The following is an 8,966-nucleotide window of genomic DNA, read 5'->3' on the forward strand; positions in this document are numbered from 1 at the left end:
ACTTTTATCTATTTCGATCGCAAAGGTACTTCGTTCAGCCAGGATATCAGTTTTGTCTATTGCTGAGTGAAATGCTTTTACGAACCTTTTTTAGCCATTAGATATTTTAGCGGACTTCGCGTTAGAATCTATTTAACGCAGCGTTTGCAAGGTTTGTTTACTGGATTTGTATGTTTTGTTCACAAAGGCACTTCGTTCAGTCAGGATATCCGCTTCGTGTATTGCTGAGTGAAACGCCCTTGCGATCATTTTTTAAGAACTATAAAAATTCCTTAGCGAACACTGCGCTGAAATTTATTTATGTTGTATGAAAATTCACAAGCAAAGCGAAGGGACCACTCACTATTCACTATCAATTATCAACTTTAATCCTTATTTTTGTACCTATGGATTACCCTAGTAAAGTATTGGCAAAAGCGGTAGATGAGATTTCGGGATTGCCTGGGATTGGAAGAAAAACGGCTTTGAGATTAGCACTCCATTTATTAAAGCAGCCCAACTCCAGAGCGGTAAGTCTTGGAAACTCGCTGATCAATCTTGTCAATGAAATAAAATATTGTAAGGAATGTCATAATTTTTCGGATTTTGACATTTGTGAAATATGCAGCAATGAAAAGAGAAATGGTGAACTGATCTGTATCGTTGAAGATGTACGTGACGTAATTGCTATTGAAAATACAGGAAAGTATACGGGGAAATATCTGATTCTGGGAGGGAAAATTTCTCCAATGGAAGGCGTTGGGCCCGGCCAGCTGAATATTCCAAGTATAGAAAAGAAGCTGAACGAAGGAAAGGTGAAGGAATTTATTTTTGCTTTGAGTGCTACGATGGAAGGTGATACCACAGCTTATTATATTTACAAGAAGTTTAAAAGTTTCAATATAAATTTTTCCAGCATTGCAAGAGGAATTTCTGTAGGAGATGAACTGGAATATGCTGATGAAATTTCTTTGGGAAGATCTATTATCAACAGGTTGCCATACAACGAAAAAGATTAATATGAAGCTGTCTGTTATTATTGTAAATTACAATGTTACCCAATTGCTGAGAAGCTGTCTCCTGTCGCTCCAAAAGTATATACAGGACATAGATTATGAAGTGATTGTCATTGATAATGCTTCTACAGACAGTTCATGGGGAAATCTTATTCCGGAATTTTCTGATGTACATTTTATATCATCTGAAACAAATGGCGGCTTCTCAAAAGCGAATAACCAGGCTGTCCAGACGGCAAAAGGAGAATATATTTTGCTTTTGAATCCTGATACAGAGTTAGAAGGGTTTTATATGAAAGAATTGCTGGATTTTGCAGATGCTCAGTCTTTATTCGGATGTCTGGGAGTGAGAATGCATGATGCAGAAGGGAATTTTCTTCCTGAAAGCAAACGCTCCGTTCCGGATATGTTCAATTCATTTGAAAAGCTGTTTACCAATTTTAAAAAGAACAATTCGAAATCCTATTACAGAAACGATATAGAAGAAAATGCCATTGCAGAGGTAGATGTGATCACCGGAGCATTTTTATTGGCTAAAAAAGACGTTTATGAAAAAATAGGAGGGTTGGATGAAGCTTATTTTATGTATGGAGAAGACATTGATCTTTGTTATACATTTTTAAGAAGCGGATATAAGAATTTCTATTATGGGGAGGTTTCTATCCTTCATCATAAAGGAGAAAGTACAATTAAGGATGAAGTATATCTCAACAGGTTTTATGGAGCGATGCAGATCTTTATTGATAAGTATTATAAAGAATCGAAGCCTGTACAGTATTCTTTTTTGAAAGCAGGATTAAAGCTTCGGCATCAGATTGAAAAGATCAGATTAAAATAAAAAAGCAACTCAATTTGAGTTGCTTTTGTTATATGTAAGATGTTATTCTTCTTATTTTGCCGGAGCTACCGGAGTAGTTGTCGTAGAAGAAGCAGGAGCTGACTGTTTTGCAGGAGCTTCTTTCTTAGCTGGTTGCTGTTGTGCAGGAAGTGACTGAGATGGCTTACCTGTGATAACAACGCTTAAAAGGATAAGAACGATGATAGTTCCGCCTAGAGTCCATGTTGCTTTTTCCATGAAATCATTGGTTCTTTGTACCCCGAACTGTGCAGATGATGCACCTCCGAATGTACTGGAAAGGCCTCCTCCTTTTGGATTTTGTGCCATAACGATAATTACCAATAAAACACTGGCAACCATAACAAGAACCATTAGTAGTGTAAATATAGTATCCATTAATTCTTATATCTTTTTGAATGGGCAAATTTAATCTTTTTTTACTGAATGACAAAGAAAGATGTCGCCAAATGTTGATAAAAATAAAAACGGCAACAATTGTTGCCGTTTTTTGTATAAAAATTGGATGTTGTTATTTAAAATCAGCATCTGTAGCCTTATTGATCTCATAAGACTTTACATTCATGGTCATATCCATTCCCATCTGGCTTACAGAGATGGTGTATGGCATTTTTACCCCTTCTACATCTTTGTAATTAGAGTATGTTGTCGGAATTGTCATTTCCTGACCTTTAGCTTTTATTTTCTTGGTTTCTCCGGTTTTTAATCCTGTTGCAACGCTATAGTAATAAGTGGTATCTCCTCCTTTAATTGCATAAGAATCTTCACCTCCGATTTTTTCAATTCCTCCTAATTTATAATCAGCAGATTTTGCAAAACCTAACTCTTCGAAAAGTTCCGGGTTCTTTTGTTTTTCAGCAATTTCTTCCGGTGTGATGTCAACTTTTTGTCCCATTTGCATAGAATAACCAGTCTTCCCGTCAAATACCTGCTTCTGAACAACCTGTCCCATTGCTGTTACCGTTGTCAGCTCTTTTCCACCTTGTGCCTTAACGATTTTAAAATCGATGTTTTGTCCTTGCATAGACATTGAAGCATTGGTAGTATATGAAGTAATTTTAGCCAGATTAGCTTTTCCTCCGATAGCATTGATGTATTTATCTGCGATAGAAGCAACCGTTACGCTTGCATCTACTTTTTGTACAGTTGGTTTTGCAACAGGGTTGGCGTCCTTATCAAAATATTTTACAGGGTAACCTAATTTTTCCAGTCCTTCAGAAATATCAGATGCTTTACCAGCGATGAAAATTCTGCTTTGGTTTGGTAAAATGGTGGTCTTTACAGCATTTGCAACATCTGCTGCAGTTACTTTATCGATAGATTTCAGGTAATTGGTGTAGAAATCAGCCGGTAAATCCTGCACTTTTTGGTTTAATGCAAATCTTGCAATATTAGCTGGCTGCTCTAAAGACATGATGAAAGCTCCTTTCAGTTTTGCTTTTGCATTTGCCAATTCCTCCGGTTTTACAGTAGAGATCGCGTTAAGTTCATTCATGAATTCTTTAACAGCTTTGTCTGTAACCTCGTTTCTTACGCTTGCACTTGCAGAGAATTGTGGAGAATACTTGCTGGCAATCATTTCTGAATAAGCCCCATAGGTAAATCCGTTTTTCTCACGAAGGTTCATGAAAAGTCTCGCTTCACCGCCACCACCAAGAATATAGTTGGCGATTGTTGCAGGGAAGTAGTTCGCATCTTTCATTTTCAGAGTGTTCAGGTTGTTTAAAGAAACAACAGACTGTACTGCTGAAGGAACATCTACTACGTTAATCTCTGTTTTAGCAACATTGGAAGCTGGTTCTAACTGTGCGATAGGAGTGTTTGCTTTTTTCCAGCCGCTGAAAGCCTTTTCAATCAAAGGTTTTACCTGGTCAAATTTTACGTCTCCCACGATTACTAAGTAAGCATTATCCGGAGCGTAGTATTTTTTGTAAATATTTTGTACGTCAGCTAACTGAATTTTGTTGATAGATTCAACAGTTTCAAATTCTCCTCTTGAAGTATTTTTTCCATACATCAAAGCGTTAGAAACTCTTTCAGCAATAGAAGATGCATTTTTTTCTTCAGACTTTAATCCCTCTACAGCTCTTTCTTTAGAGTTTTGAATTTCTTCAGCAGAGAATTTAGGATTAATGATTGCATCCGCCATCAAACCTAAAACTTCAGGGAAATATTTTGAAAGTGAATTGGCAGAAGCACCTCCTGAAGAGAAATTAAGGTTCGCTCCCAGGTAATCTACTTTTTTGTTGAAATCATCTTTGCTGATGTTGGTTGTACCGTTTTCGAACTGTTCAGCCATAATCTGGCTTACTCCGGTTACTGCCCCTTCGTTGTATGGAGGTCTGTCCATAGAAAGGCTGGCACTTACTCTTGGTAATTTGTTGTTTTCAACAACCATTACTGTAAGACCGTTGCTTAGCTGGAAAGTTTTTGGCTTGGCAATGTTAATGGCAGGAGTAGGTCCTGGTTTCGGCATTGCATTAAGATCTATTTTTTGTGCTGAAACCATTCCTGTAAAGAAAAACGCTGCAGCTATATATGTTAATTGCTTTTTCATTTGTAAAAATTTAATTTTTAATAATCATATGGTATCCTGAGAAGTTGAATGATTACTTTTTCTCAGGTACGTAATTGATGATTATTCTTTGGTTGGAATTAAGATACTTTTTAGCCGCATTTTGAAGATCCTGTCTGGTGATAGATCTGTAAATGTCGATTTCTTTGTTGATCAAATTCGTGTCTCCCATCAATACGTGGTTGGTTGCCAATGACGCAGCAATTCCCTGAATGCTTGAGTTAGCATTTACAAACTGGTTTTCGTATTGGTTTTGAAGTTTTTGGTAATCTTCTTCAGAAATTAAAGTCGTCTGAAGTTTTTTGATTTCAGCATCGATATCAGTCTGTAAAGCCTGCTTTGTAGTCTGTCCCATCGGAATTGCGAAGAATGCGAAAATACTGTAGTCTTCAAGTCCCTGGTTGAAAGCGGCTACCTGAAGCGCTTTTTTATCCTGATCTACTAATTTTTTATATAAAACTGAAGACTTACCGCTGCTTAAATAAGAAGAAAGCATATCCAAAACATAAGCATCCTTTTCTTTGTTAGCAGGGGTTCTGTACGCGAATATATAAGCCGGAAGCTGGATGTTCGGGTCAGTAGCAGTGACTTCTTTTTCCTGTGTGATTGGAGTTTCTTTCGGGAAATCTTTTGGATAAAGTGTTCCTTTTGGAATTCCTCCGTAGTAGGTTTCGATCCATTTTTTTGTCTGCTCAGGTTTGATATCTCCTGCAACCACTAAAGTAGCATTATTAGGAACGTAATACTTTTTGTAGAACGCCTGGAACTCTTCTAATTTTGCAGAATTCAGATCTTCCATAGAACCAATTGTTGGCCAGTTGTATGGGTGATTGGTAAATAAATTTTTCTGAATAGTAGTGAAAAGATTTCCATAAGGCTGGTTATCCATTCTTAATCTTTTCTCTTCTTTTACAACCTCTCTCTGTGTATCCACACCAATCTGGTTGATTACAGCGTGGCGCATTCTTTCAGCCTCCATCCAAAGTCCAAGCTGTTCGTTATTGGAAGGGAACGTTTCGTAATAATAAGTTCTGTCATTGGTGGTGTTGGCGTTGTTCTGCCCTCCGTTTGAAGAAACGATTTTAAACCAGTCTCCTCTTTTGATGTTAGGAGTTCCTTCGAATAAAAGGTGTTCAAAGAAGTGAGCAAAACCTGTTCTGCCTTTTACTTCATCTTTTGCACCTACGTGGTACATTACACCTGTTGTTACAACCGGCGCCGAGTTATCCTGATGAAGAATTACGTGAAGACCATTGGGAAGGTCATACTCTTCGAATTTGATTTGCTGTGCATTCAGCATTAGCCCGAAGAAAGCTACGGCAGCAGCAGAAAGAAGTCGCTTTTTCATAAAATTTAGAAATTGTTTACCAATTAGTATGAAAAGTGAATTAAATGTTACAGAGTTTATAGAAAAATATGATCACTTGGGGAAATTTCCAGAAATTAAAAGTGAAAATATAGGAGATCGATATTGAAAAATTATCAATTCATATTTTAACACAAGGTTCGCTAAGAAATTTTTTTATTTTCAGGTACGATCGCAATGGCGTTTTACTCAGCCATAGTTAAAATTTGATATCCAGGCTGAACGAAGTGCCTTTGCGAACAAAAGATATAGTCTAAAATTAATCATTAGCCTTGCTAACATTCGCGTTTAATTTAGAATTAATAGTTAGTATATATGTGCTTAAGACTCAATACCGGATACTTCAAATCGCTAACTTCTCTATGAAAGTTTGAATTCTGCTCTGAATACCTTAATTTTGTGTTCCCAAAATTTTTTGCTGTATGGACTATCTGAAAGGACTCAATGAATCACAATATGAAGCCGTTACCTCTTTACAGGGACCTTTGATGGTGCTTGCAGGAGCAGGTTCCGGGAAAACGCGTGTATTAACCATGCGTATTGCCCATTTAATACATAACGGAATAGACCCTTTCAATATCCTGGCGCTTACCTTTACCAATAAGGCGGCACGCGAGATGAAAGAACGTATCGCTAAAGTAGTAGGAGACAGCAACGCGAGAAGCCTTTGGATGGGAACATTTCACTCTGTTTTTGCAAGAATTCTGAGAATTGAGGCCCATTATCTCGGATATCCTTCCAATTTTACCATCTATGATCAGCAGGATGCTCTGAACGTGATTAAAAAAGTTCTGAAGGATATGAATATCGATGCTGATCTTTATAAGCCTAAAAAAGTTCAGGCAAGAATTTCAACCTATAAGAATAATCTGATTACGGTAAAAGCTTACTTCAACAATCCGGAACTGATGGAAGCGGATGAGAAAGCGAATATGAAATTCATCGGGCAGATTTATCAGAAATATGTGGATCAGTGTTTCAGAAACGGATCTATGGATTTTGATGACCTGTTGTTAAAAACCAATGAATTGCTGACCCGTTTTCCTGAAGTGCTGGCAAAATACCAGGACAGATTCAGATACATCATGGTAGATGAGTACCAGGATACCAACCACTCTCAGTATCTTATTGTAAAAGCATTAGCTTCGAAATTTGAGAATATCTGTGTGGTAGGGGATGATGCTCAGTCTATCTACTCTTTCCGTGGAGCGAATATCTACAATATCTTAAACTTTAAAAAAGATTATCCGGATGCTATAACAGTATCTCTGGAGCAGAATTACCGTTCTACACAGAATATTGTAAATGCGGCTAATGTAGTGATTGCAAAAAACCTGCAGCAGTTTAAGAAAAATGTATTCAGTGATAATGAAGAAGGGGACAAGATCAAAATATACAGATCTCTTTCCGATGCAGATGAAGCCAATTTCGTGGCAGGAAATATCTGGGAACTTCGTAACCGTGACCAGAGAAAGTACAGCGATTTTGCTATTTTATACAGAACCAACTCTCAGACGCGTGCTTTTGAAGATGCACTGAGACGTAAAAATATTCCGTACAAAGTATATGGAGGTCTTTCTTTCTATCAAAGAAAGGAGGTAAAAGACCTTATTGGATATCTGCGTTTACTGATCAATGAAAATGATTCGGAAGCATTGATGAGGATTATCAACTATCCTGCAAGAGGAATTGGAGAAACAACACAGAATAAGCTGATCGTATTTGCAGATGCCCACAATATTGCGGTTTCAAAAGTATTGGAGAATCTTCCGATGTATGCACCTCAATTAGGTCTGAACAACGGGGTTTTAAACAAGCTGAACGATTTCTGGTCAATGATCAAAGCTTTTCAGGTATTACTGAAAACAGAAACGGCGTACAGCGTGGCTATGGAAGTGGCAAAGCGAAGCGGTTTAATCAAATTTTTGAAGGATGATCAAACGCCTGAAGGAATTTCCAGAGTAGAAAACGTACAGGAATTGATGAACTCTATGCAGGGATTCATTGAAGAGCAGATGCAGCTTGAAGATGGTGATCCGAGTCTTTCCAATTTCCTTGAAAATATTGCACTTTCTGCAGATACTCAGGATAAAGAGCTGGAAGATGATATGGTTTCTTTAATGACCATTCACCTTTCAAAAGGATTGGAATTCCCGGTGGTTCACTTAGTAGGGCTTGAAGAAAACCTGTTCCCAAGCTTTATGAGCTCAGCAACCAGAGAAGATCTTGAAGAGGAAAGAAGATTATTCTACGTAGCATTGACAAGAGCGGAAAAACAAGCCTTCTTCTCCTATGCTGTGTCCCGTTTCCAGTGGGGAAAAATTACTGATGCGGAACCTTCAAGATTCTTAAGTGAAATTGATGATGAATATATCGAATTCCTGAATCCTGCTTTGGAAAAAAGGTTTATCAATAATTCAGGAGTGAAATCCAATATCTTTGATGAACATCCTTCCGAAATGAAATCTTTTAAAAAGGTTGAAAAGAAAACTATTGACAGAGGTGATACTTCGAAACCTGCTCCTGAAGTCAGAAAACTGAAACCGGTAAGCACGGCTAAAATTATCAATCCAAGCGGAGCTTCTTCTCAGGATATTGAAGTAGGAGATAAAGTAAGACACGACCGTTTTGGAATTGGGGAAGTTACTTTCCTGGATGGAACAGACCCTCAGAATATCAAAGCAAAAGTAGTTTTCATGCATGAAGGAGAGAAAAATCTGATCCTGAAATATGCTAAACTGACTAAGATTTAATTTCATCGTAAAATATAAAAGAAACGGATTCAATTTTTGGATCCGTTTTTTGTTTTAACCGCTAAGCTCGCAATGTGACTATCATGATCATGCTATGTATATTTTTCGATCGCTAAGGCGTTCCACTTAGCTAGTGTAAATTCTCTGCTGAACGCAGTGCCGCTGCGATCGGAAGACTAATCAATTTATTTCTTTGCGAGCGTAGCGTTTTTATAAAAATCTTTTTAACGGGAAGCTCGCAAAGTTTCTATTAAGATATGTTTCATTTTTTCGATCGCTAAGGCGTTCCACTTAGCTAGTGTAAATTCTCTGCTGAATGAAGTGTCGCTGCGATCGGAAGACTAATCAATTTATTTCTTTGCGAGCGTAGCGTTTTTATAAAAATCTTTTTAACGGGAAGCTCGCAAAGTTTCTATTAAGA

6 protein-coding genes are annotated in these 8,966 nt (G+C 37.5%); 3 read left to right on the top strand and 3 right to left on the bottom strand.

What is annotated here, in order from left to right:
* Positions 1-386 precede the first annotated feature (386 nt).
* Both recR and FB551_RS20375 read left to right on the top strand, forming a co-directional pair.
* Complete coding sequence (recR, locus tag FB551_RS20370; protein ID WP_047429316.1) at positions 387-998, top strand: recombination mediator RecR; 612 nt, start codon at positions 387-389, stop codon at positions 996-998.
* The gene (locus FB551_RS20375) at positions 994-1,833 is read left to right on the top strand and encodes a glycosyltransferase family 2 protein (protein WP_142018801.1); all 840 of its coding nucleotides are present in this window, start codon (positions 994-996) and stop codon (positions 1,831-1,833) included. Before recR ends, FB551_RS20375 begins: the two co-directional genes overlap by 5 nt.
* Positions 1,834-1,884: 51 nt before the next feature.
* Here the strand turns inward: FB551_RS20375 and secG are convergent, their stop codons facing one another.
* The 3 genes from secG to FB551_RS20390 all read right to left on the bottom strand — a co-directional run bounded on the left by secG (position 1,885) and on the right by FB551_RS20390 (position 5,774).
* A complete protein-coding gene (gene secG, locus FB551_RS20380) occupies positions 1,885-2,229 on the bottom strand; it encodes a preprotein translocase subunit SecG (RefSeq protein WP_047429320.1) in 345 nt (114 codons plus the stop codon).
* A 133-nt stretch (positions 2,230-2,362) separates the two neighbouring features.
* Positions 2,363-4,408, bottom strand: coding sequence for a M16 family metallopeptidase (locus FB551_RS20385; RefSeq protein ID WP_142018740.1), 2,046 nt, complete (start codon positions 4,406-4,408; stop codon positions 2,363-2,365).
* 52 nt (positions 4,409-4,460) lie between these two features.
* A complete protein-coding gene (locus FB551_RS20390) occupies positions 4,461-5,774 on the bottom strand; it encodes a M16 family metallopeptidase (RefSeq protein WP_142018741.1) in 1,314 nt (437 codons plus the stop codon).
* Positions 5,775-6,214: 440 nt separating this feature from the next.
* Here FB551_RS20390 and FB551_RS20395 point away from each other — a divergent pair, with 440 nt between their 5' ends.
* Positions 6,215-8,545: an ATP-dependent helicase gene (locus tag FB551_RS20395; protein ID WP_114820785.1), complete on the top strand. Its 2,331-nt coding sequence runs from the start codon at positions 6,215-6,217 to the stop codon at positions 8,543-8,545.
* Positions 8,546-8,966: the final 421 nt, after the last annotated feature.

It is taken from the genome of Chryseobacterium aquifrigidense, assembly GCF_006716485.1.
Taxonomy (GTDB): Bacteria; Bacteroidota; Bacteroidia; order Flavobacteriales; family Weeksellaceae; genus Chryseobacterium; species Chryseobacterium vietnamense.